The sequence below is a fragment of the Bradyrhizobium sp. PRIMUS42 genome, assembly GCF_023006515.1.
Classification (GTDB): domain Bacteria; phylum Pseudomonadota; class Alphaproteobacteria; order Rhizobiales; family Xanthobacteraceae; genus Bradyrhizobium.
This window is the reverse complement of sequence record NZ_JALBGZ010001456.1, coordinates 1-621: the sequence shown is the minus strand read 5'-3', so window position 1 is coordinate 621 and position 621 is coordinate 1. Positions and strand designations below refer to the sequence as shown.

The 621-nt window shown below is 66.5% G+C and carries 1 protein-coding gene; it reads right to left on the bottom strand.

Annotation, left to right across the window (positions count from 1 at the left end; translation table 11 throughout):
* Positions 1 to 621, bottom strand: a 621-nt coding sequence (locus MOV75_RS41040) for a homocysteine S-methyltransferase family protein (protein WP_247008566.1), incomplete at both ends; no start/stop codon positions are given.

Genomic DNA, 621 nt, shown 5'->3' with positions numbered 1-621 from the left:
CACCGCGGCGGCGATCGCCGCGATATGGTCCGGCGTGGTGCCGCAGCAGCCGCCGACGATGTTGACCAAACCGTCGCGCGCGAACTCGCCGACCAGGCGCGCCATGTATTCGGGTGTCTCGTCGTATTGGCCGAACTCGTTGGGCAGGCCGGCATTGGGATAGGCGCAAACAAGCGTGTCGGCGACGCGGCCGATATCGGCGATATGCGCGCGCAGATCCTCGGCGCCGAGCGCGCAGTTGAAGCCGATGGTGACAGGCTTGGCGTGCCGCACCGAATACCAGAACGCCTCCGGCATCTGGCCCGAGAGCAGGCGGCCGGACTTGTCGGTGATGGTGCCCGACACCATCACCGGCATGTCGATGCCGCGCGCTTCGGTGATCTCCGCGATCGCATAAAGCGCCGCCTTGGCGTTCAGCGTGTCGAAGATGGTCTCGACCAAGAGCAGATCGACGCCGCCGTCGAGCATGCCGTTGATCTGCTCGCCATAGGATTTGCGCAGATCGTCGAAGGTGACGGCGCGGTAGCCGGGATTGGAGACGTCGGGCGAGATCGAGGCGGTGCGATTGGTGGGCCCGATGGCGCCAGCGACGAAGCGCGGCCTGCCGTCCTCGGCTTCGAC